The sequence below is a fragment of the Luteimonas sp. gir genome, assembly GCF_037198055.1.
GTDB classification, from domain to species: Bacteria; Pseudomonadota; Gammaproteobacteria; order Xanthomonadales; family Xanthomonadaceae; genus Luteimonas; species Luteimonas citri_A.
The window spans coordinates 1-308 of sequence record NZ_JBBAXQ010000030.1 but is presented as its reverse complement, the minus strand read 5'-3'; the positions used below and the strand labels follow the sequence as shown (position 1 = coordinate 308).

At 68.5% G+C, this 308-nt stretch carries 1 protein-coding gene; it reads left to right on the top strand.

The window, feature by feature from the left end:
• A partial coding sequence (locus WAF18_RS17305; protein WP_337246207.1) for an isopeptide-forming domain-containing fimbrial protein occupies nt 1-308 on the top strand: 308 nt, incomplete at both ends.

Here is a 308-nt window from a genome sequence, read left to right as displayed (position 1 = left end):
GTGTCGCCTGGCGACACGCTGACCTACACGTTGACCGCGACGGTCGCCAACTCGGCCACGACCGAGGTGCTGACGCTCTCTGACACGCTGGGCGCAGGTCTGACCTTTGGTGCAGTGACCGATGCAGGTGCATTTGCCTGCACGGGCGCGCTGGCCTGCACGCTGCCGGCCGGCGCGCTGCCGGGCACGTACACGCTGACCTATACCGCGACCGTCAATGCGGACGCGACCGGCAGCGTGGGCAATGTCGTCGTGGCAACCACGCCGCCGGGTGGCAACGATCCGGAGCCGGTGTGCACGACTTGCGA